This window comes from Escherichia sp. 93.1518, assembly GCF_013368915.2.
Taxonomy (GTDB): Bacteria; Pseudomonadota; Gammaproteobacteria; order Enterobacterales; family Enterobacteriaceae; genus Escherichia; species Escherichia ruysiae.
Map to the genome: position 1 here is coordinate 1 of NZ_JABWMT020000008.1, position 23,164 is coordinate 23,164.

General features: G+C 49.9%; 16 protein-coding genes and 1 tRNA gene. 2 read left to right on the forward strand and 15 right to left on the reverse strand.

What is annotated here, in order from left to right; translation table 11 throughout:
• Positions 1-100: 100 nt before the first annotated feature.
• Positions 101-177: transfer RNA gene (locus HEN21_RS07595), tRNA-Met, on the forward strand.
• Between the two features lie 78 nt (positions 178-255).
• Here HEN21_RS07595 and HEN21_RS07600 read toward each other — a convergent pair.
• From HEN21_RS07600 to amiC, 6 genes are all read right to left on the reverse strand, one after another.
• Positions 256-1,203 (reverse strand): phosphoglycerate dehydrogenase, encoded by a 948-nt coding sequence (locus HEN21_RS07600; RefSeq protein ID WP_016159634.1) that lies wholly within the window; start codon positions 1,201-1,203, stop codon positions 256-258.
• 71 nt (positions 1,204-1,274) lie between these two features.
• On the reverse strand, positions 1,275-1,871 hold the full coding sequence (locus HEN21_RS07605) for a KpsF/GutQ family sugar-phosphate isomerase (RefSeq protein ID WP_105286477.1): 597 nt from the start codon (positions 1,869-1,871) through the stop codon (positions 1,275-1,277).
• Positions 1,858-3,048, reverse strand: coding sequence for a MalY/PatB family protein (locus HEN21_RS07610; RefSeq protein WP_000350908.1), 1,191 nt, complete (start codon positions 3,046-3,048; stop codon positions 1,858-1,860). The genes HEN21_RS07605 and HEN21_RS07610 overlap by 14 nt, the downstream gene beginning before the upstream one ends.
• On the reverse strand, positions 3,048-4,628 hold the full coding sequence (locus HEN21_RS07615) for a PTS transporter subunit EIIC (RefSeq protein WP_000810564.1): 1,581 nt from the start codon (positions 4,626-4,628) through the stop codon (positions 3,048-3,050). Before HEN21_RS07615 ends, HEN21_RS07610 begins: the two co-directional genes overlap by 1 nt.
• A 31-nt stretch (positions 4,629-4,659) precedes the next feature.
• Complete coding sequence (locus HEN21_RS07620) at positions 4,660-5,484, reverse strand: PRD domain-containing protein (protein WP_016231407.1); 825 nt, start codon at positions 5,482-5,484, stop codon at positions 4,660-4,662.
• A gap of 261 nt (positions 5,485-5,745) precedes the next feature.
• On the reverse strand, positions 5,746-6,999 hold the full coding sequence (amiC, locus tag HEN21_RS07625) for an N-acetylmuramoyl-L-alanine amidase AmiC (protein ID WP_000016908.1): 1,254 nt from the start codon (positions 6,997-6,999) through the stop codon (positions 5,746-5,748).
• A gap of 229 nt (positions 7,000-7,228) precedes the next feature.
• On the opposite strand from amiC, the gene argA reads away from it, so the two are divergent.
• A complete protein-coding gene (gene argA, locus HEN21_RS07630; protein ID WP_000237966.1) occupies positions 7,229-8,560 on the forward strand; it encodes an amino-acid N-acetyltransferase in 1,332 nt (443 codons plus the stop codon).
• Positions 8,561-8,641: 81 nt separating this feature from the next.
• On the opposite strand, the gene recD is transcribed toward argA, so the two are convergent.
• The 9 genes from recD to thyA form a co-directional block, all read right to left on the reverse strand.
• A complete protein-coding gene (recD, locus tag HEN21_RS07635; RefSeq protein WP_176252444.1) occupies positions 8,642-10,468 on the reverse strand; it encodes an exodeoxyribonuclease V subunit alpha in 1,827 nt (608 codons plus the stop codon).
• Complete coding sequence (gene recB / locus HEN21_RS07640; protein ID WP_176252445.1) at positions 10,468-14,010, reverse strand: exodeoxyribonuclease V subunit beta; 3,543 nt, start codon at positions 14,008-14,010, stop codon at positions 10,468-10,470. Before recB ends, recD begins: the two co-directional genes overlap by 1 nt.
• Positions 14,003-16,891 (reverse strand): pitrilysin, encoded by a 2,889-nt coding sequence (ptrA, locus tag HEN21_RS07645; RefSeq protein ID WP_016159640.1) that lies wholly within the window; start codon positions 16,889-16,891, stop codon positions 14,003-14,005. The genes recB and ptrA overlap by 8 nt, the downstream gene beginning before the upstream one ends.
• A gap of 175 nt (positions 16,892-17,066) precedes the next feature.
• Entirely contained in the window at positions 17,067-20,435 is a 3,369-nt protein-coding gene (gene recC / locus HEN21_RS07650) for an exodeoxyribonuclease V subunit gamma (protein ID WP_176252446.1), read from the reverse strand.
• Between the two features lie 12 nt (positions 20,436-20,447).
• Positions 20,448-20,771 carry a prepilin-type N-terminal cleavage/methylation domain-containing protein gene (locus HEN21_RS07655; RefSeq protein ID WP_001276468.1) on the reverse strand — a complete coding sequence of 108 codons (324 nt, stop codon included), beginning with the start codon at positions 20,769-20,771 and terminating at the stop codon, positions 20,448-20,450.
• Positions 20,756-21,163, reverse strand: a complete 408-nt coding sequence (locus HEN21_RS07660; protein WP_176252447.1) for a DUF2509 family protein — start codon at positions 21,161-21,163, stop codon at positions 20,756-20,758. Before HEN21_RS07660 ends, HEN21_RS07655 begins: the two co-directional genes overlap by 16 nt.
• A complete protein-coding gene (locus HEN21_RS07665) occupies positions 21,160-21,723 on the reverse strand; it encodes a prepilin peptidase-dependent protein (protein WP_176252448.1) in 564 nt (187 codons plus the stop codon). The genes HEN21_RS07660 and HEN21_RS07665 overlap by 4 nt, the downstream gene beginning before the upstream one ends.
• On the reverse strand, positions 21,714-22,184 hold the full coding sequence (locus HEN21_RS07670; RefSeq protein ID WP_000857048.1) for a prepilin peptidase-dependent protein: 471 nt from the start codon (positions 22,182-22,184) through the stop codon (positions 21,714-21,716). Before HEN21_RS07670 ends, HEN21_RS07665 begins: the two co-directional genes overlap by 10 nt.
• A gap of 185 nt (positions 22,185-22,369) precedes the next feature.
• Entirely contained in the window at positions 22,370-23,164 is a 795-nt protein-coding gene (gene thyA, locus HEN21_RS07675) for a thymidylate synthase (RefSeq protein WP_176252449.1), read from the reverse strand.

Below are 23,164 nucleotides of genomic sequence, written 5' to 3' on the forward strand. Positions count from 1 at the left end.
GCAGCCTGGTAGCTCGTCGGGCTCATAACCCGAAGGTCGTCGGTTCAAATCCGGCCCCCGCAACCAATCAAAATTTGACGAAGTAAAAGCAGTACGGTGACGCGGGGTGGAGCAGCCTGGTAGCTCGTCGGGCTCATAACCCGAAGGTCGTCGGTTCAAATCCGGCCCCCGCAACCAATACTTAGAATGCTGATAAACCGCAACGTGTTTCACGGATTGCGGTTTTTTTGTATCTAAAATCTTCGATCGCTAAACTCACTGCACGTTTTTTATCTCCCTCCCCGCAAAGAAATCAATTATCGACTGGGCAACGTGTATCCCGGTTTGCTGGTATGACTCAACGGTGGCGGCTGCAATATGCGGCGTTGTAATGATATTTTTGGTATGCAGCAATGGGCTAAATTGCGCCAGCGGTTCAGAGCTAAAAACATCCAGCGCCGCAAAAACATTTCGTTCTTCAATCACCTGAAGTAAAGCCCCCTCATCCAGCAACTTTCCTCTTGCGGCATTGATGATCAGAGCGCCATTGCGCATCATCGACAAATATTTATGGCTGATGAAGTTCTCCAGGTCAGGAGAAAAAGGCAAAAGAACAATGATGACATGCGACAGCATGAAGATATCTTCAATTGATACGAACTGAACTCCGGTTTTACCTGCAACCTGATAATCGGGTTGTTTGTCAAAAGCTAAAAGCTCAACATCAAAACCAGACAACCTTTTCGCCAGGGTTTTACCTATATTGCCGTAGCCAAGCAGGCCAATCCGTTTACCTTGTAACTCGCAGCCATGCGACTCTCCCCAGTAACCATTTTGCATCGCATGATAGCTGCCTGGGATATTTCTCATGCTCGCGAAGATAAGACCAATGATAAATTCCGCAACCGCATTTGAATTAATCCCAACCGTATTATTGACCACAATCCCTGATTGTCGTGCCGCGTGAAGATCAACATTATCAATCCCTGTCCCAAATCTCGATATTATTTTCACACCAGGCAGTAGTGATAGCGTGTCCGCCTGATAACAATCTTTTCCGGCAATGGCCGCACAAATAGATTCTCGTAATGCAGTGGATTCTGATTTAAGCAGATGCTCCACATTATTCTTAATAATAAGGTTAAAATTATTCTCTCTTAGCAACTTGCTGGCGGAAACACAGCGCGCTGAAAAGCTGGGAACGGTGACCAGAACGTTTTTCATAGCTGACACTCACTTCAATGAACGCCACCCCAAAAGATGGCGTGACCGGTTACTGTTTTTATATTCTGAAACTATGAGTTTGCTTTAATACCGAGCGCACCTCCTGGATGATATAAGCCGAAATCAGCACGAGTAAATTTTTTCAATTCGGAGAGAGCAAGCGCCACCGCATCACCCACAACCAGAACGACTGTAGATGAACATGACGGCGCTAAACCTAAATTATCCGCCTCGCTTTTGACGGGAATTTCAACGGATAAATCACAACTTATCGCAAGCGATGAACGATGACTGCGAGTAAAGGAGACCAAATAATTACCCATTTTTTTTAGGCTGGGCAACGTTGCCAGAATTTCTGCCGTCTCACCGCTGTTTGAAATAAGAATAACAATATCGTTTTTCGCCACCATACCAAGATCGCCGTGTACCGCTTCCGTACCGTGAACAAAAAACGAGGGAGTTCCGGTGCTGGCAAATGTTGCTGCGAGTTTTCTGGCAATAATGCCGGACTTCCCTACGCCAATAAAAACAACTTTACCCTGACAAGATTGTAATATTTTAATTAAAGCAGCAACTTCCGAAAGGGGAGAATCGATAATCTCTTCAACTGCTTTATGTTCGTTGCGCATAAAATGTTTAATAAGATAGATAAGATCAGTGTTGTTCATTTTCTTTTTCCTGATTAATATTTCTGATTACACCTGCAATGCGCGTAAGCCCCATATATAACTTTTCTCGACTGCAAGCCAAATTCAGACGAAGATAGCCCTCCCCTTCGGTTCCATAGACATGCCCCGCCATAATACCTACTTTACCTTCATAAATTAATCGGCTGTAAAATTTATCAAAGGGATAACCAATGGCAGAGCAATTAATCCACGAAAAATAGCAACCATCAGCCGGCTTCACGATTAACCCCGGAATATTTTCATTTATATACCACTGGGTAAATTGAATATTTGAAGCAAGATGCTCCTTTAATGACGTTAACCATTCCTCACATTCGTTATAGGCAACAATAGTCGCAATTACATTCAGTACTGATGGGGAGTTTACAAAATCGCGATACCTCGATATCGTTCTGAATTGGTGATTGAAATTTTCATCAGGTGAAATCATATACGAACCCGTTAGCGCAGGAACGTTAAATGTTTTCGATATTGAATTAAACGCCACCACCTTTTCATTTATTATTTTAAGCGCAGACGTGAAGCAACGATTAAATACAAAATCACTATGGATTTCATCTGAACACAACCAAACATCGTGTCTTGCACAGCTTGCAGCGATTTTATGCAGACAATCTTCAGGCCAGACGGTTCCTGTCGGGTTATGAGGATTGCATAATAACACCATCTTCGCTTTTTTAATTTTTAGATCAAAATCTTGCCAGTCGATAACGTAATCTCCCTCGTTATCTTTACTCAAAGAAGTTTCCAGCGTATTTCGCCCACTATTTTTAATAACATCAAAAAATGCGTTATAGACAGGTGTAAAAATGAGAATGTTATCGCCACTCGATGTCAGTAACTCTATTGCTTTAGCAATGGAATACATCACACTTGGGCTATAGGTTATCCATTCTGGTTTAATATCTGTTTTATACTGTTTATAATACCAATTAACTATCGCATTCAGATATTCATCATGTTGCCAACGGCTGTACCCTAAAATCGGGTGTTCCAGGCGTTTTTTTAATGCTCTGGTGATAGCTTCTGGTATCGGAAGATCCATATCTGAAATAGAGAATGGCAATACATCTTTTACACCAAATCTGTCCTCACAAAAGTCCCACTGGGTACAATATGTTCCTTTACGGGAAATTGTGGTATTAAAAATATCCATTAGCGTATCCCCATGTAATTATCCATATCCCGACGCAGGGCGATGACTTTAGTGCCGATAATGACTTGTAGGGTATTTTGATCAAGTTTAACAACCGCAATCCCTCCGGCTCTTTTTATCGCAACCTCATCAATTAATCCCATATCTGCGATAGTTAAACGTAAACGAGTTACACAATTATCCAGAGATTTAATATTCTCTCTACCGCCAAGTGCCTGAACCATCTGCGCCGCTGCCTGCAACTCTGATTTATCATGAGTTGGGATATCCGCTATAGCAGTATCTTCGTGGGCGTTTATCGCGATGGGGCTGGACTCTTCACGTCCTACGGTCATCAGGTTAAATTTAAGAATGGTCCAACGGAACACAAAGTAATAAATAAAGAAATAGGCCACTTCTACACAAACCGCTATCGGCCAGCCCGTTCTTGTGCCACGTAAGACACCAAAGCTAATAAACTGAATCAGATCGCCAGTAAACCCCATCTTCACGCCCATATATGGCAGAACCATGTTAGCGAATCCATTCATAAAAGCATGGAAGACAAACAGCAACGGACTGACAAACAAGAAGAGAAATTCAATCGGTTCGCTAACGCCACCAATAATGACCGTCAGCACACCGGAAATAAGCAATGCTTTGATAGCCTTTCTGTTCTGAGCATGAGCGGTGCGATACATCGCCAGCGCGGCACCAGCCAGACCATACTGGATCATCAGTTTGCCCTGTTCCATTTTCCCCGCCAAATCCAGCGGAATAACAGTATTCTCTTTGACGTACGCCATAAACATATTCAGAGTGCCGTAATATTCTTCACCACCAATTACTGCCGAACCGCCGATTGGGGTAAATCGGAAAACTGATGTCACCAGATGGTTTAGGCCAAAAGGTATCGTCACGCGTTCAGCAACTGCATAGAAGAAATAACCGACAGGACCGGAAGTTGAAATCCAGTGACCAATGAGCATGAAAAGATTGAAAAATGGCGGCCAGATAAAAGGAATAATCAGGCCAAACCCACTCATCACAATTAGTGTAATGATAGGCACCAGGCGCGGACCACTATAAAAACCTAATGACTCAGGAATGCGTAAGTTAACGATCTTTTTATACATGCTGGCGACTAATAAACCTGAAACAATCCCTCCCAGCACACTGGTATTATAGGACTGGATCCCCAAAATGATAGTTTGTCCATGTGTCGACATTTGGTCAGCTGCGACCAATAAATCGTGTTGTTTAAGGTAAAAATTTGTTCCCAAATGCATCGCCATAAAACCAATTAAGCCAGAAAATGCACCATAGGCTTTATCATCTTTCTCTTTTAATAATCCTAATGGAATCGCTATCGCAAATAGTACAGGTAAATTAACAAAAGCAAACAAACCAAGGCTAACAATGAAATCAAGTATGGTTTTAATTATTGGAATAGCCAGAAATGGAATTAACTTTGCCATATCATCACTGGCTAAACCACTTCCTAGTCCTAGCATCATGCCACATACACTTAGCAGAGCGATGGGATACATAAATGCTTTTCCCAGGCTCTGAAAAAAACTCCAGGCTTTCTTTTGTTTCATGCTGGTTATCTCATAAAAATATTATATGTAGTTAGTCCATTAATACTTTGGTGCGAATAGAGAGATATAGCTTTTCTTCTAAAATCAATTCATATTTAAACGTGCTGTACAGATACCTTTCTATTTCATGAATAGCGCGTTGCAATTGAATGTCTTTTTCAAGAAACTGTTCATAGATATCGCCAATATCTTTCTGTTTTATTTTTTCATTGCATAATACTCGACAAGAAAAATACTTAAGATGCATCATAAATCTTGAATAGTTAAATGAACTCCTGTCCACCCTTCTGTTATAAATTCCCTCAATAATCTCCGTAATTTTTTGAGACAACTCAATAATTCGTACAGATTCATAATCAATTGAGTTTTCATAGTTATTTAAAATATGTAATGCAATAAAACCAATCTCGTCATCCGGAAGCTGAAAGCTAAATTGATCATTGATGATTGTTAATGCATCCCGACTTATCGCATATTCTGCTTTATACAACGCTTTGATTTCCTCAAGGAAAACATTATTAATTTGTATTCCGGAGGCGACTCGGGATATTGCATTCGAAATGTGATCGGCAAGAATGAGCAGTAGCGATGGATTTAGCTTTTTTTCAAGATTGCTCTCCGCATATTGCACTATCTTTTCAGCCACAAATACATACTCAATATCCACATGCTCAATCAGTTTGTAGAGTTTATTTTTTTGCTCATTCCTGACATAAAAAATTCGGTTAGCCGGATGTTCGGGTACAGGCATACCATATTTTTTGTTGTAACCGACACCAGGTCCAGAAATGATAACCTCCTGTCCATTCATCGATGCCTGCACACAATTATTGTTCATGACTTTTTCGATGATCATTTCATGGCTCCAAAAAAAAAGGCAAGGCACGTCAGAAGTAATAATTACTTCAAACATTGCCTTGCCTGATTTAACAGTTACAAGATGATTAACTAATGCCTATACCTTACACGGGATTGCCTTTAATAAAAGAGACGCCAGGCTTATTTTTCAAGCTAACTTTCAAATATTCGACAGCAGTCACAAAATCATCGTTTAACATTCATATAAATAATATCCATTCAATTAAATATAAATTAATTGAATGGATAAATTAAAACATCATCCCCTTCTCGCCAGCGTCGCTCCATCGGCAAAATACGCTTTAATTCCCGCAAGAATGGACTCTGCAACTTCCTGCTGGAAAGTCGCCGTTTTCAGTTTGCGCTCTTCCTCAACGTTACTGATAAACGCCGTTTCGACCAGAATAGAGGGAATATCAGGCGCTTTCAGCACGGCAAACCCAGCCTGCTCGACCTGATTTTTATGCAGCTTGTTGATTTTACCAAGTTTATTTAGTACTGCCCTACCAAACTTCAGGCTGTCGGCAATGGTCAGCGACTGCACCATATCAAACATGGTGTGGTCGACATAACGGTCGCCGCTTTTGCTCACACCACCAATTAAGTCCGAGGCGTTCTGGGTTTGCGCCAGATATTTTGCCGCAGTACTGGTTGCGCCTTTGGTCGAAAGCGCAAACACCGAGGAACCGCTCGGCTGGCGGCTGGTAAAGGCATCTGCATGGATAGAGACAAACAGGTCAGCACGTTGTTTCTGTGCTTTTGCTACGCGCACTTGCAATGGAATGAAGATGTCTTCATTACGCGTCATGTACACCTTCATATTACCCTCTTTCTCGATCAGAGAGCGCAGACGGCGGGCAATTTGTAATACCACGTCTTTTTCACGCGTTTTGTATTTCCCCACTGCGCCGGAGTCTTCGCCACCGTGGCCAGGGTCAAGCATGATGACAATCGGGCGATCGCGCCCTGCCTTACCTGGCTGCGGACCACTTTGCGCAGGCGGCACCTGTTTTTCGAGATCGCCTTTGTTGTAATCCTCCAGCAGAGCCAGCAGCGGGTCTTGCATATCCTGCGCATTGACCGGATAGAGATCCATCACCAGACGCTCTTTAAATCCGGCAACCGGCGCGAGGGCAAACATCTGTGGTTTTACGTTTTGCTTTAATTCAAAAACCATCCGCACGGTTTGCGGATCAAATTGCCCGACACGAGCTGACTTGATGAACGGGTCGTCAGCACGAATTTGTGCCGCCATCCCCTTGAGCACCGAGTTCAGGTTTACATCTTCAATATCCACCACCACGCGCTCAGGATTACTCAACGCGAACTGCTTATATTTCAGCTGACGATTTGATTCAACCGTCACACGGGTATAGCTGGACGCAGGCCAGACGCGCACCGCCACGACCTGGCTGACCGCAGCCAGGCTGACCTGACTTACGCTCAATAGCCACATGGCACCCGCGCCTTGCAGTAAACGACGACGGCTGATTGCAGTATTGGATCCTGACATGCCTCTCCCGAGCAAAAAATCTAAGCTGTGTAACAAGTAAACGACCAATTTGACCGGAAACTTTAGCGAAAGACGCATAATCTGTCATCTATAAAACGGTAAACATTCTTTTTATATTCACGGCATTACTGATAAAAAAGTTGCTCATGCGTAAAATTTGCACTTGCACACGGCGAAAAAACAGAATAAAAATACATTAATTTCGAATAATCATGCAAAGAGGTGTGCCGTGGTGAAGGAACGTAAAACCGAGCTGGTCGAGGGATTCCGCCATTCGGTTCCCTATATCAACACTCATCGGGGAAAAACGTTTGTCATCATGCTCGGCGGCGAAGCCATTGAGCATGAGAATTTCTCCAGTATCGTTAATGATATTGGGCTATTGCACAGCCTCGGCATACGTCTGGTCGTCGTCTATGGCGCGCGTCCACAGATCGACGCGAATCTGGCGGCGCATCATCACGAACCGCTGTACCACAAGAATATACGCGTGACTGACGGCAAAACGCTGGAGCTGGTGAAGCAGGCTGCGGGGACATTGCAACTAGACATCACAGCACGCCTGTCGATGAGCCTCAACAACACACCGTTGCAGGGCGCTCATATCAACGTCGTCAGTGGCAATTTTATTATTGCCCAGCCGCTGGGCGTCGATGACGGCGTGGATTACTGCCATAGCGGGCGCATCCGGCGGATTGACGAAGAAGCGATTCATCGCCAACTGGATAGCGGTGCGATTGTGCTGATGGGCCCGGTGGCGGTTTCGGTCACTGGCGAGAGCTTTAACCTGACCTCGGAAGAGATTGCCACACAACTGGCCATCAAACTGAAAGCTGAGAAGATGATTGGTTTTTGCTCTTCACAGGGCGTCACCAATGACGATGGCGATATTGTCTCCGAACTTTTCCCTAACGAGGCGCAAGCGCGAGTAGAAGCCCAGGAAGAGAAAGGCGATTACAACTCTGGTACGGTGCGCTTTTTGCGTGGCGCGGTGAAAGCCTGTCGCAGCGGTGTTCGTCGCTGTCATTTAATCAGTTATCAGGAAGATGGCGCGCTGTTGCAAGAGCTGTTCTCACGTGACGGTATCGGTACGCAAATTGTGATGGAAAGCGCGGAGCAGATTCGTCGCGCAACAATCAACGATATTGGCGGTATTCTGGAGTTGATTCGCCCGCTGGAGCAGCAAGGCATTCTGGTACGTCGTTCTCGCGAACAACTGGAGATGGAAATCGACAAATTCACTATTATTCAGCGCGATAACACAACTATTGCCTGCGCCGCGCTCTATCCGTTCCCGGAAGAGAAGATTGGCGAAATGGCCTGTGTGGCGGTACACCCGGATTACCGTAGTTCATCACGGGGCGAGGTTTTACTGGAACGCATTGCCGCTCAGGCGAAGCAGAGCGGGTTAAGCAAATTGTTTGTGCTGACCACGCGCAGTATTCACTGGTTCCAGGAGCGCGGATTTACCCCGGTGGATATTGACTCACTGCCGGAGAGCAAAAAGCAGATGTACAACTACCAGCGTAAATCAAAGGTGTTGATGGCGGATTTAGGGTAAGCGATGGATATAGCCGGATGCGGCATACGCAATACCTCCAGGCATGATAAGACGCCCATGCGTCGCATCAGGCAATCACGTTTATTCCCGCGAACTAAACAACGCTGCCAGCCCGCTACGCCGCTCGGTGCGCGTGGCGATTGCCGCACTCAAAATACGTTCATCGGCATATAGCGACAAACGGCGACGCGCGCGGGTTACCGCAGTGTAAACCAGCTCTCGAGTTACTACCGGCGTGCGTTGGCTCGGTAAAATCAACGCCGCATGGTCGAACTCCGATCCCTGCGATTTATGTACCGTCATCGCCCACGTCGTTTCGTGCTCTGGCAGGCGGCTCGGTTGCACAGACTTAATATTGCCGTCCGGCATCGCAAACCAAACGCGCGTCCCCTGCCCGCGATCCAGCGCAATACCGATATCGCCATTAAACAACCCAAGCGCGCTGTCATTACGGGCAATCATCACCGGTCGGCCTTCGTACCAACGAGAGTGCAGATGACGATGAATTTTGCGCTTCTGTTGCATAAACTGCTCAATTCGCTCATTCAGTCCAGCCACGCCAAACGGCCCTTCCCGCAGGGCGCACAAAAGCTGGTACTCATTGAACGCCTGAATGATTAAATCCGGCTCGGCACGCGCTTGCAGCAGATCCAGATAACGTCCATAACCCGCAAGAGCTTCCTCAAGCATCGCAATATAATCTTCGCCGCTCTGTAAAAGTCGTTTTTCGATATCAGTAAAATCCTGCTGAAAAACGGTTTTCACTGCCGTTTTATCACCACGGTTGATCGCCGCAGCTAACTGACCAATGCCAGAATCGCTGCCGAAACGATAGCTTTTTTGCAGCAGGCAGAGACTGTCGCGCAAAGATGCCGCTTCTGTGCCAGTTCCTGCCGGAACGTGAGTTCCCGTCAGGCGGCTTAGCTGCCCGGCACGCTCGGCGGTAAAGCCCGCGTTGGCATAGGCGCAGATATCGCCCAGCACAGCCCCAGCCTCAACCGAGGCCAGTTGATCACGATCGCCGAGAAAGATCACTCGCGCATGATCGGGCAAGGCGTCGATCAGTCTCGACATCATAGGCAGATCGATCATTGATGCTTCATCTACCACCAGCACATCAAGATGCAGTGGGTTACCTGCATGATGACGTAAACGCTGACTGCCCGGCTGCGCGCCCAGCAAGCGGTGCAAAGTGCTGGCGTCTTCCGGAATGCGTTTCTTTTGTTCATCGGTCAGCGGTAACTGGCGCAAAGCCTTGCCAAGCGATTCAGTTAAGCGCGCAGCAGCTTTCCCCGTTGGCGCGGCCAGTCGGATACGGCAGCGTTCACCGTCTGCCATCTGAATTAACGCAGCCAACAACTTCGCCACGGTGGTCGTTTTACCGGTGCCAGGGCCGCCGGAAATCACCGAGATCCGCCGCGTCAGCGCCACTGCCGCTGCAACTTTTTGCCAGTTAATTTCATCGCTTACTGGAAAAAGTTTGTCCAGGGTATGCGCCAGTAGAGCTTCATCAACCTCAATGGCATGATTCACTTCGTTGAAAAATCGCGCCACTGTGCGCTCATTACACCACATGCGATTCAGGTAAAGGCGATCGCCACAGAGGATCATTGGCGTTGGTTCATCTCCCCGGCTGACCGCTTGTGAAGCCAGCAAGCACTCTTCCCAATTTTGTAGCTCACCGATTTCACTGACACAGGTCGCCAGCAGCGGATGTGACGCCTCGTTATTTTCCAGTCGTGAAAGCGGCAAGCAGACGTGCCCCTCTCCGGCGTCGTGACTTAACAGTGCCGCCGCAAGGGTGACGGCGGGATGTTCATCACCCGCCACGGTCAGGGCGAACTGCACATCCAGCGGGCGTAGCTGTTTGTGCTCCACAGCTTCCAGTAATTGCTTTTGCAATTTCATTACGCCTCCTCCAGGCTCATACCGGCAAACATCTCATCCATCAGCGCAATCAACCCGGCATCGGGGCGGGTTGCGTAAATTCCTTGTTGCGGATGTTCTTTATCAACACCACGCAGGAACAGATAGATAACGCCGCCAAAGTGGCGCTCATAGTCGTAATCAGCAATTCGATGGCGCAGATAACGATGCAGCGCCAGGGTATAAAGCTGATATTGCAGATCATAGCGGTGTGCCTGCATCGCCGCTGCCATAGCCTGTTGGGTGTAAGCCGAACTGTCTTCACCCAGCCAGTTGGATTTATAGTCGAGCAGGTAATAACGCCCTTCATGGCGAAACACCAGGTCGATAAAGCCTTTTAACATGCCGCGCACCTGCATGAACTCCAGCGGCGGGCAGCCAGCGGATAGCGAGTCAAACTGGCGGATTAGCGCATCAAGCTGGCTGGCAATAAGCGGCTCGCTAATCGGCAGGTAAAACTCCATCTCCACCTGTTTATCGCGGGCGGAAAGCTGACTCAGCGTGACGCCAGTTTCATTGAGCGGCGCCTGAAGAATAGCGGTGATCCACTCGGTCAACACAGGTTCCCACTGCGGTTCAAAGCCGCCAAGTTCCAGTTTTTCTCGCACCCAGTTCGGGTCAACCGGCTGGGTAAAATCCAGATCCTCAAACAAACTGTGCAAGAACGTCCCCGGTGAGGCGCCGCGCGGAAACTGATGCGGTGTTAACGTAGGTTCTTCAACAACACTAACCACGCCTGCGGCGTCAACATCCAGCCGTGGCATCAGATCCTGAGCGATACCGTGACCACGCTGCTGCAAACCTGAATAACTGGTGACGCGCCAGTTATCGCCGGGCAAACGTTGTAGCGTCTTCGCATTCAGTTCTGCTGTAGAAACATCATTAACCTGCCAGGGTTGGTTATCACCCGTTTGTGCCGTTTGCCAGGCAATATCATCATCGCACAGTGCCTCAATACAGGCGCGAAGCCCTGCCGCATCTTGTGGTTCCCCTTTTTGCAGCAAGCGCCCGAGCGCACTTTGATGGACGTCGGTGTCACCTTTTTTATCGCCACGACGGCGCACCAGCGGCGCAACGCCGAGACTACAATGCCAGACCGAACGCGTCAGCGCCACGTAAAGCAAACGCAGATCTTCCGCCAGACGTTCGGCCTCGGCGAGATCGACGCTTTCTGGCGCAGCGTTAAGATCAAGTACAGCCTCAAACGAATGACGATCGTGATAGAACGCCTGATCCTGGACACGGAAATTGGTGATAAACGGCAACCAGACCAGCGGATATTCCAGTCCTTTCGATTTATGGATCGTGACGATCTGCACCAGATGTTTGTCACTTTCGAGGCGCATTTGCTGGCTGGAGGCGTTACTGTCGGGTTCGAGGATATGTTGCGATAACCAGCGTACCAGTGCATGTTCACTTTCCAGCTGCGTTCCGGCTTCTTGTAGCAGTTCGCTGATATGCAAGATATCGGTAAGACGACGCTCGCCACCTGCCGTGGCCAGCAGGTTTTCTGCAATGTTGCGCGCCGACATCAGCGCCCGCAGCATCGGCATAACGCCGCGTTTGCGCCAGATTTGTCGATACCTATCAAACTCTTCGACGACTGCATCCCACGCATTTTCGTTATCATTCAACGTTTCGATATCCAGGGCGTTCAACCCCATCATCGACGTTGCTAACGCACTGCGCAGAGTGTTCTCACGTTCAGGCGTCATTACAGCCTGCAACAGCCAAAGCATCTCCTGCGCTTCCAGTGTTTCAAAAACACTGTCGCGGTTCGAAAGGTAAACGGAAGGGATTTCCAGCAACGTTAAGGCATCGCGCACCTGGGCGGCCTCCTGGCGGCTGCGTACCAGCACACTGATGTCCGAGGCGCGAACAGGACGCGCGTCGTCGCCGTTCATCAGCAATGCTTCGCCCCGCTGCCCGGCCTGTAGCCAGTCGCGGATTTGCGCAGCACATACCTGCGCCATGGTACTTTGATAATCGCCAACACCGCAGCTTTCGCCTTCCATCAACCACATTTTCATCGCCGGCTGCGTTTCACCTTTAAATACAAAACGCAGTGCCTGATTTTTCCCGGCTGATTTCACTGGAATAAACGGAATTTCGCGGAACATGAAAGCGTCATCCGCCTGGCTGAAAAGTTTGTTCACACTGTTCACCATTCCCGGCGCAGAACGCCAGTTGGTGTCTAAAGTGTAGTGGGCGTGAACTTCGCTACGCGCCTTCATGTAGGTGAAGATATCTGCACCACGGAATGCGTAAATGGCCTGTTTCGGGTCACCAATCAGCAATAACGCCGTTTCCGGCTGATGGTGCCAAATACGGCGGAAAATCCGGTACTGCTGAGGGTCGGTATCCTGAAATTCGTCGATCATTGCCACCGGAAAGCGCGTACGGATCGCCGTCGCCAGCGCCTCTCCGCTTTCGCTACGCAGCGCGGAATCCAGCCGACTTAGCATGTCGTCAAAGCCCAGTTCGCCACGGCGACGTTTTTCGCGCGCTACTGTTTCGCGGATCTCAGCTAACGCGCGGGTGATCACCAGATCGCGGATCGATAATGGTTCGGCAAGCAATTGATCGATCGCTTCAAATAACGGGTGGCGCGGCGTCTCGCCCCCTGCTTTTGTGCGATCTTCTAAGAAACGCTGAGAAAATTTTTCCAGCGACTCAGGCAACTGGTAGCTGTTGGTCTCTTCTTCTGCCCAGGCACTGATCTTGTCTATCCATTTAGCCTGATTGCTACGGTTAAACTTGCGGCGATCAATACCGGAAGATTCAATCAGCGCATCCAGTTCACCTACTGCGTCACGCCACTGCTGTTTTACCGCATCAATACGCGCCACAATTTGCGCGTGGCGGGAAGCCAGCGTTTCATCATCGGGCGGCGGTGCTTTGATAACCGGCGCTTCGCCTTGCAGATAACGATTAATATCGCGCAGCAACGCCTGCGGCCCTTTCCAGGTTTCAAAGACTACCTGGGCAATTTCACGCGGTAACGGATAGCAGTGGCGACGCCAAAAGTCGGCACAGGCCTGGTAGCGCAGTAGAGACTCGTCTTCAATCAGCTGCTGCTCAAACAACATGCCGGATTCAAAGGCATTCAGGTTGAGCATTCGCTGGCAAAAACCGTGGATAGTAAAGACTGCTGCTTCATCCATCTGTCGCTCAGCTAACAGCAACCACTGCGCGGCTTGCGCTTTATCGTCGATCTCTTCCAGCAGGCGTGCATACAGCGGATTGTCGGTGGTTTCACGCAGACAGGCGATGCGTAATTCATGAATATTGCTACGGATACGGCCACGCAATTCTGCAGTGGCAGCCTCGGTAAAGGTGACCACCAGCAGTTCTTCAACGGTCAATGGGCGGGGAAAGGCGGAGGAACCGCCTAGTCCAAGTAACAGGCGCAAATAGAGCGCCGCAATCGTAAAGGTTTTGCCTGTGCCGGCAGAGGCTTCAATCAGGCGCTCGCCCTGTAAGGGCAAGCGCAAAGGATCTAGTGTCTCGGCGACATCACTCATTCTTTTCACTCATCAGGGGCATTGTTTGCTGCAACGCGCTGACGTTCTCCCACACTTTCCAGCCTTCAGGATGTACATATTCGGCTTTCCCGTTCTGGCTGCCGGAAATCTGCGACAGGATAGCCATGCCTTGCGGCTCGACCACCGCCTGATGGAAGAAATCGGCCAGTTTTTGCGGCGTCAGCAGTTTTATCTGTGCCACAATTTTATCACGCGAATCGAAGCGCATATTGCCACGATCGAAATCTTTACTTAACTTCGATGCTTCTTCGCCGAGCGTTTGCGGAGCCTGCAGCATCTGGGTAATGACCGCCTGCTGAATTTGCGCGAACTCTTCTGGCTTCATCGCCCGCAATTTTGCCTCTGCGGTTGGGAAAAAGGCTTTGTATCGCTCCCACAGGTATGAAGGCTGTTTATCATTGCTTTGCAGCAAGAAGCCCATGCCCCACTGGCGGCCCACACTCATAGGAAACGCGAACACGGCATAACCCAACTGTTCTTCGGTACGCAACTGATTGTAGAACCACGGCTGTACAATCTGCGCCAGCAGAGAACTGTAGGCTGAACTGGTGTATTCATCGTAGCCAGTCGGTACGAAAACCGCTGCCAGGGCAGAGTCGGTACTGTTACCGGCTTTTTCAAAGATGACGGACTGTTTTTTCTCAACCAGCACATCTTTGTTACGACACCACTCAGTGCCATCAGCGCCCAACTGTTTTTGCACATCGCGCGCCAGCGTTGTTGCCTGTGATTCGGTCATGTTGCCGATAACCATAAACTCTGGTCGTGCCCCCGTTTTTAAGGCGTCGCGGTAGGCCAGCACCTCTTTCAGAGTGATGGAGGGCAAAATTTTACGTCGCTCATCTCGCGAGAAGTACGGCACCTGCGAGAGCATCTGCGCGGGCATAATCGCCTGCTCGAACGCTTTGCCCTTTTCTGCCGAATCCATCATCTGGTTATACCAGGATTTCGCCTGCTCAAGCTGATCTTCCGTAGCGGTATAGCTAAAGTAGCCTTCCAGCAGAGCCTGGAACAGCTGCGGCAGGCGCTGGGTGTAACCATTGGCATTAACCATAAGGCCGTTGTTAGCATTGGTGGAAAAACTTATGCCACCAACCGACGCCTGGTTGCTTAACTGATCAAGCGCCAGCCCTGCGAGATAATCATTGAGCGCAAACATCACCTGATTGCGGGCGCTGTCCATGGCTTTCGGATTACGCAAAATCAGGCTGACATCAGCTTTGGGCTCGCTGGCAAAATAACGGCTTGGCGCATACACCACGCGCAGATTCGACTCATCAACAATCAGCTCTGGATGGTCGTATTTCTTCTCTGACTTAATCAGCGAGAAATCGTCAGGAATATAGGGGTTAAGCTCCGGCAAGGAGAGCGCAATGTCGGCGGCTTTTTTCTGCCAGTCAGCGAAGGTTTGTTCACTGATTTTATCGACCTGATACGGCGCATCGACAAAGTAAGCCGTTTTATTGTGCGGCTCTTTCGGGCTGATATACCAGATACGCGCGTTCTGCGGCGTCATCATCGCCAGACGTTCTTTTACTGCTTTAGCATCATACCGATCGGCAATATTTACCGCGTCCAGCGTATGCTCAACAGGAACGCGAATCATGGTATCCGCCAGCCATTCGACGTAATCCATATCACGGGTGATTGACGGATAACGGAAGTCGATATCCAGCACATTCGCCAGCTCATCGAAATACTGTTTATCAATCCCTTTTTCGCGTAACAGATTGAGGTAGCTGAAAATGGCCGCCACAACCTGATCGCGATTCGCCAGACCTTTATCGGTTAAGGACGCAGAGATCGCTAATACGCCGCTGTTGCCGTTGACGATAGGATCGGAGTTGGCGCTAATGCCCTCAACTAATCCCTGCTTTTGCAGCCAGTCAGAAAGTGTACCTGGGCTGCGATTACCAATCAGATAGGTAATCAACTCATCCGTTTTACTACGGAACTTCTCCGAGTTGTTATCGATGCGAAACTCGACGCGCAGAACTTTACGCGGCAGTGCCGGGACGTAATGAATGATAATTCCCTTTTGCGCGTCGGTGACTACCGGTACGGTAATTTCCGGTTTCTGGCTCTCTTTGTTAGGCACGCGACCGAAGGTGTCCGCCGCCATTTTTGCCAGTTCCGGCAATGGTTTATTGCTATAGATAACCGCCTTCATCAGATTGGCAGAGTAATATTTCTCATGGAAATCTTTCAGCGCCTGCTGCACAGGATTACCGGGTTTGTCGCTTAAGGTTTCCAGGTTACCGCCAGAAAACTTTGAACCTGGGTGCGCCGGGTTAATGGTTTCTGCGCTGACCTGCGCCATGCGCATCCCGTCACGCGTGCGCGCCATGGTTAATTCAGCGTTCACTGCATTACGTTCACGTTCAGCATATTTCTTGTCGAGCAAGGGTTCAGCGATGGCATCGGCCAGGCGGTCTACTGCACCAGGCAAGGCATCATTTTCCACTTCCAGATAGAAAGCGGTGCGATATGGTGCCGTACTGGCATTGTGACTGCCGCCGTGCATTTTGAGATATTCAGCGAGGCTATCTGCTTGAGGATACTTTTTCGACCCCATCAGACTCATATGTTCAAGGTAATGCGCCAGCCCCTGATACGCCTCAGGATCTTCCAGCGACCCAACGGGCACTACCAGCGCCGAAAGCGATTTTACCGCCTGCGGGTCAGAAACCAGCAACACCACCATACCGTTATCCAGACGTATAGCCTGATACTGGCGGTTATCTTTATCACTTTTACGGATGGTTTCCTGAATCGGCTGCCATCCCGTTTCTGCCTGACTTAAGGGAGCCCAAAGGGCAACAAACAACAGTAATGCTTTGAACCAGGTGCTGCGGGGCATTCACGAACCTCATTATCAACTTTATTTTTCAACCAGATTCAATAGCTTAAAGAAAATCATCCGGCAGAATATAATCTTGTGCTGAACGAGCCAGCCAGTGTCTATATAACCATCAGTCCGTGACTGGTGCGCATCATAAAGTAAGCAGATGGATTGCGCAATTTTTATACAAAACTCATGGCTGATTAAAACGAAACAGCGGTAACAGGAAACGCTGTGACTGATCAACGATGGCTTCCATTGTCTCTGGCGTTAATTGCCGCCAGAGCCGTTGATACCAGATATCATCACCTTCACCACGCACCATCATGTTGCCTTCGTAAGCCTGAAGGAATTTCGTACGAGCTTTTTGCAACGTGGAATCGTCATCCAGCATGGCATCGTTTGCCGCGTCATAACAGGTTTTTAGCCATGCGCCGCCACTTTCAGGTAACACCAGCAATGGCGCGGACATTCCTTCACGATACCCCTCAATCAGTTGTGAGAGGTAATGCAAAGCCTGTTCGGCTGCAAGCGGCGGGAAACGCCACTCGCCGTCTTTGCGTAGAAAAAGGCGGCTTTCACCGTTACCACCACTGGCACAGTAGACAAGGTGTTCTAACCAAAGTTGCATTCCCTGTGCCACACTGAGCAAAGAGGGACGCCAGCGCAACAGGCCATCCGGCTGAACTTGCGGCAACCACCCAGTTATCTGCACACCGTTGCAGGCGAGATCGATTTCCATACTTTGCCCCGGCTGGCGACAGGCAATGACTCTGTCAGCAAGCTGCTGCATCTCCTGACACTGCGTTTCCCAGAAAATTTCACCAAAAGCGCCGTACGGTAAATCCCCTGCCGCCCGGAAGCGGCGGAACAAGCGTTCTGCATCATCCTGATCCACCAACGCATTTAATAACTGCTGATTAATTTGATAACGGCTAAGCCCTTCAAGAATAAATGGTTCGGTATCGGGAATTTCGCTGTCTTCGGTACGGAAGTGCACCTGTAAACGCATCTGGAAAAACGCTCGCACCGGATGCGCCCAGAATCGTTGTAGTGTTTCCAGCGGCACGGTTTCCGGCAAGGTAAACGGTAAAGGCTGGACAAATTCAGAATGCGCCTTGCCTGCCTGGCTGGCTGCCGGTAGCCATTCACGTGCATAGCTTTGTAACTCGCCAGGCTGGTAGTTTTGCGGATCAAACGGCATCCGGGTATGGAGGCAAGTAAGATGCTCTTTTACCCGTACCTCGCTTTCATCACAGTTAAGCTCTTCATCACCCGGCAGATAATGACTTTGTCCAATGTAGTCGATCAGTTCTTGCACTAGCACCGACGGGAAACGTTCACTGTTATCCTGAATGGAACGCCCGATATAGCTGATATAGAGTTTTTGCTGCGCGGAAATTAACGCTTCCAGGAACAGATAGCGGTCGTCATCGCGACGGCTACGATCGCCACGTTTCGGTTTCTGACTCATTAAATCAAAGCCCAATGGCGCAAGCTGGCGCGGATAAACACCATCGTTCATTCCCAGCAGGCAAACCACTTTGAACGGGATTGAACGCATTGGCATCAGCGTACAAATGTTAACCGGACCTGCAAGAAAACGCTGGCTGATACGTTCTTGATCGAGGCGTTGTGCCAGTTCATCACGTAACAGCGACAGCGGCACCGCGTCGCCATACTGCGCACCTAAACCTTCGGCGATAATCGCTTGCCATTGTTGTTCGATAAGCGTCATCGCCGCTTCAGTTTCCGCATCCGGCAGGAAGAAGGCGTTAAGCATATCGCGACAAACCGGCAGCCACTCCTCAAGCGGGCGCTCCTGCGCTAACCCGCGACGCCAGATATTCAGTTGCATTAGCAGTGACGCCAGATGCCCTACCAGTTCCGCAATTAAGCCGCTCGATTCATCATAAGGCAGAACCGATTGCCACTCGCCCTGGGCACTCTCCATTGCATAGCCCAGCAACATGCGCGTCAGGCCAAATCGCCAGGTGTGTTGCCCGGTGGCGGGGAGTTCCAGCTCGCGAACGTTGTCGTCATCAATCCCCCAGCGAATGCCGGATTCATTAACCCACAAACGTAAATAACGTAGCCCTTCTTCGGTGATATCAAACCGCGCCGCCAGTACCGGCACGTCCAGCAGCGCCAGCACATCCTCCGACACAAAGCGGCTGTCAGGCAGTGATAACAGGCTAATAAATGCTTCCAGTACTGGATGTGACTGCCGCGCCCGACGGTCGGAAATGGCATAAGGCAGGTAACGATCCGCAGGTGCGCTACCAAATACAGCCTGAATAAACGGACTATAGCTGTCGATGTCGGCCACCATCACGATGATGTCGCGTGGAGTAAGTGTCGGATCTTCTTCCAGCATCGCCAGCAGGCGATCGTGCAAAACTTCCACTTCGCGCTGCGGGCTGTGGCATACGTGGAAGGTGACGCTGTTATCTTGTGGATCAAGCAGACGTTTATTATCGCTACGGGAAAACTCTGCCAGATTCACGCCCGCAACGGCACGATTTTCCAGTTCAAGAATGTCGGACTGGATGTTATGCAGCAGGCTGTCTGGCGTAACATCAACGAATGCGTCCAGCTCCTGACTGCTCTGGAGATCGGCAAGCAGATAGATGTAGTCGCGCCCCAGCTTTCCCCATGAGGCCAGTAGCGGGTTGCCAACATCCTGTTCGCCGTCGCTGTTAAACAACTGTCCGGCGTTTTCGCTATCGCGGAATAGCGGCAATTCGCGATCTTCAAAACTGTGTCGGCGCTGGCGAGTCAGCAGTTTCGCCAGATAAGCCGGATCTTTAATATCGCCCCAGTAATAACGGCAGGGATTGGTAAACAGAAGATGGATTTCAATATGTTTACCCAGCGCCTGTAGCGCCTGTAGATAAACAGGCGGTAACGCGGAAATACCGCATATAAAGACGCGCGAAGGTAACCCCGGCGGGCAGGTCGTCGCGGACTCCAGCGTTTCGATAAAGCGTTGATAGAGATTGGCACGGTGCCAGCGCGGTTGCCCCAGTTCATGGGTATATTCCACCAGCGCCTTCCACAAGGGAGCTTGCCAGGCCTGCGCTTCTCCCAACCCTTCAACCAGGTGTCCCGCTTCCCACTGTGTCAGCCAGTCCGGTCGATAGACCAGATACTGGTCAAACAGGTCCGCCGCTTTTGAGGAAAGCTGAAACAGCTTGCGCTTGTCGCTATCGTCAGTCAGGTAATGACGCAACAGGGTAAAATCTTCGCGATCCAGCAGTTGCGGCAGCAGAGTCATCAGTTTCCAGCTCATGCTTTGCTTGTTGAAGGCACTCTCTTTGGGGATCTCCGGCAATACGCAGACGAACATATCCCAGATAAAGCTCGCCGGCAGCGGAAAATCAATGTTTGCCGCAATGCCAAACTTCTGCGACAGCGTCATTTGCAGCCACTGCGCCATACCGGTACTTTGCACCAGAATCATTTCTGGCTCAAAAGGATCGTCCAGCCGTTCGCGTTCGACGATAAACTCCATCAACGCTTCCAGCACGTCCAGACGATTGGAATGGTAGACCCTTAACATAGCGGCTCCTGACTACTGACGATTCGGGCAATGCAGGCGGGTCATCTCGCCTTCTCTGCCCCCGGGTGAAACTAACGTAACGCTGATGCTGACACATCCCGCCTGCGATGTCTGCATTCGGTTAACCTGCCAGTTGGCAGGTGGCGAAATCGCGCGCAGTTGCGTTTGCTGCCAGCCATGCCGCCAGAGTTGCAGATACTGGTTTCTGCTGGCAAGACTGTTCATTAATGTTCTCTGATACCCCGATAACGCAGTGACAATCATCACCATCAGCACCATCGCCAACATCACTTCCGGCAGGCTAAAGCCTTGTTGATTCTTCAGGGAAGCTGACATAACGCCCCCTCTTTCTGCGGACAAAAATCACTCCAGCCGCGTGGCGAAAAAAAAATATTTCCATCGATGACTTCGCCTGTTCGCCATAATGAAACGCCTTCATAACCGGCAATCAGCAAGGTTTCATTATCTGCCAGTAAACGCAGACAAACCCGGGCACCGGTTGCAGTGTACTGTGAGCACTGAACTGCGGGCTGTGTCTGCCAGGAGTGCATTTTGCCCCATTCCAGCGCCGACTGTACGATAGCCTGGCGGCGCAATGACTGGCTTTCCATAGTCACCCGAGAGGCAAAACTGCGATCCTGTTGGCTCATTCCCTGTAGCAGCAAGCTGCCCAAAACCAGCAACATTAGAACCAGTGCCAGCGATGAAACTCCCCGTTCACGATTCACAGGTTGAATCCTGTTACGCTATAGCTGGCATCCACCACGGTTTGTGGTTCAGCCTTACTGGCGCCCCGCATATTCACCGTCAACACCGGCGAGAAACCTCTGACATCCTGACGCACGACCTGAAAAGTATCGATAATGATGGCATCCGGATTAGTGACTTTATCCCAGCCCTTACCTTCACAAGATGTCGCACCGCGTAGCGTTTCCAGCACATGCTCCTTCAGACGAAATCCAATCTGGTCGGACTCTTTTACCGGTTCGCTCTCCCAGATACCGTTACTGTTCGCATCCCACTGCACAATGATACAGTCACCCTGTCCGACAATGACCAGCCCCTCGCCAGTGCAGCTACCATGACAATAACCTGCTCTCTGGAGATGCTTCGCAACGGTAAATATCCGCAGCCAGATTTCATCTTCCAGCGCCAGCTTGCGGGTGCTCGTCAAACTTTCACGCTGTAATGCAGGCAGAAATCGAGCAGTCCCCAGCAACAGTACGCTACTGATCGCCATAGCAATCAAAACTTCCAGCAGAGAAAATCCTTGCTCTTTTACAGGCATCCTTCTGTTTCTCCTTTCTGGCAAAGCCGGAGCCTTCCCCACGGCGAAACCACCAGCCACCACTCTCCCGCTGAATTTTTGAAGCGAATATGCCCGGCCCATGCGGTATTGCGCAGGCCAAAGAAAGTGAGTGAAGGCGTCAGGTCGTTCATTTCTACGTCGGGCCAGCGTGGCACAAAGACCAACGGTGAACTGCCATGACAGGCATTTGCCCCTGCGGCAGAACTCACAAGACACCATAACTTCCCCTCCCTGATGACGCTGATACTGTGGTCGCGGTTATGCCAGTTGGCATCCTCACGTAAATAGAGCAAATAGTCCCGCGCCTGGCTGGCGGTTTGCCAGAGCCGTTGCGACTGCTGCCAGTATTGCCAGCCATAGAGTCCACTTGCGCTTAGCATGACCAAAATCAGCATCGCAACCAGCGTTTCAATCAGCGTATAACCACGTTGTGTTTTCATGCCGGCAGTATGGAGCGAGGAGAAAAAAAGACGAGGGCCAGTTTCTCATTCTTCGGCGCGTCTTCCGGACTATTTACGCTGTTGCAGGGCGTTGCAAAATTTCGGGAAGGCGTCTCGAAGAATTTAGCGAAGGATAAAAAAAACCGACGCACACTGGCGTCGGCTCTGGCAGGATGTTGCGTAATTTAGATAGCAACCGGCGCTTTAATTCCCGGATGCGGATCGTAGCCTTCAATCTCAAAGTCTTCGAAACGGTAGTCGAAGATGGATTCAGGTTTACGTTTGATAATCAGCTTCGGCAGCGGACGCGGTTCACGACTTAATTGCAGATAGGTTTGATCCATATGATTGCTGTACAGGTGCGTATCGCCACCGGTCCAGACAAAATCACCCACTTCCAGATCGCACTGCTGCGCCATCATATGCACCAGTAACGCGTAGCTGGCAATGTTAAACGGCAGGCCGAGGAAGACGTCGCAGGAACGCTGATAAAGCTGGCAAGAGAGTTTGCCGTCTGCCACATAGAACTGGAAGAACGCATGGCATGGAGCCAGCGCCATTTTATCCAGTTCGCCTACGTTCCATGCCGAAACAATAATGCGGCGGGAATCCGGGTCGTTTTTCAGCTGGTTCAGTACCGTAGTAATCTGGTCAATATGACGACCATCCGGCGTGGGCCAGGCGCGCCACTGTTTACCATAAACCGGACCAAGATCGCCGTTTTCATCGGCCCATTCGTCCCAGATGGTGACATTGTTTTCGTGCAGATAAGCAATGTTAGTGTCGCCCTTCAGGAACCACAGCAGCTCGTGGATAATGGAACGCAGGTGGCAACGTTTGGTTGTCACTAACGGGAATCCATCCTGGAGGTTAAAACGCATCTGATGACCAAAAATGGAAAGCGTTCCGGTTCCGGTTCGGTCGTTTTTCTGTGTGCCTTCGTCGAGCACTTTTTGCATCAGTTCTAAATACTGTTTCAT